1 protein-coding gene and 1 pseudogene are annotated in these 889 nt (G+C 42.9%); one reads left to right on the top strand and one right to left on the bottom strand.

What is annotated here, in order from left to right:
- Window positions 1–603: alanine dehydrogenase (locus tag R7E78_RS25260; protein ID WP_411913768.1), on the top strand; the 603-nt coding region annotated here is incomplete at its 5' end.
- Between the two features lie 92 nt (window positions 604–695).
- Here R7E78_RS25260 and R7E78_RS25255 read toward each other — a convergent pair.
- A pseudogene (locus R7E78_RS25255) lies at window positions 696–889 on the bottom strand (SAM-dependent methyltransferase); the annotation flags it as partial.

Here is an 889-nt window from a genome sequence, read left to right as displayed (position 1 = left end):
GGTGGTGGTGTCGTTGGTGCAAACGCAGCTCGTATGGCTGTTGGCCTTCGCGCAGACGTAACAATTCTTGACCGCAACGTAGACACTCTGCGTAAACTGGATGAAGAATTCCAAGGCCAAGCGAAAGTCATTTATTCTACAGAAGACGCTATCGAGAAGCATGTTCTAGAAGCAGACCTTGTTATTGGTGCAGTTCTAATCCCAGGCGCGGCAGCTCCGAAACTGGTAACAAAAGAGCATATTGCTAAGATGAAGCCAGGCGCAGCAATCGTTGACGTAGCTATCGACCAAGGTGGTTGTTTCGAAACATCTCACGCGACAACACACGCCGAGCCTACTTACGTGGTTGATGATGTCGTTCACTACTGTGTAGCAAACATGCCTGGTGCAGTTGCACGTACTTCAACTTTCGCATTGAACAATGCCACTCTCCCTTACATTGTGAAACTTGCAAACAAAGGCTATCAACAAGCTCTTCTGGAAGACAAAGGCTTCCTAGAAGGTCTAAACGTGATTCATGGTAAAGTCACTTGTAAAGAAGTGGCAGAAAGCTTTGACCTTGAATATGTAGATCCTGAACAAGCTATCGCCATGTTCAACTAACAACAAAATTAAGCAATTTTGTCACGTTTTGTTTACAAAAGCCCGCAGTAAAGTGGGCTTTTTCATATAGTCGATTTAGATATAAAAAATAACTAATTCTTATATGCACAAATTAAAATATTTCTCGGCGTAACTGATTTAGGGCAAAACTCTGCCAATCTAACACGATAACCACGTTCTTCAAGATAAAGCACTTTGTCTAATGCGAGCCAGATCTCCAAAGGTCGCTGAAAAACCAGTTGCACTAAGCTCATTCTTTCCATATACCAAAAACGTTTTATTGCCC

This window comes from Vibrio sp. YT-19(2023) (assembly GCF_033337395.1).
The sequence above is the reverse complement of the archived record's forward strand: the minus strand, read 5'-3'. Positions and strand labels throughout refer to the sequence as shown.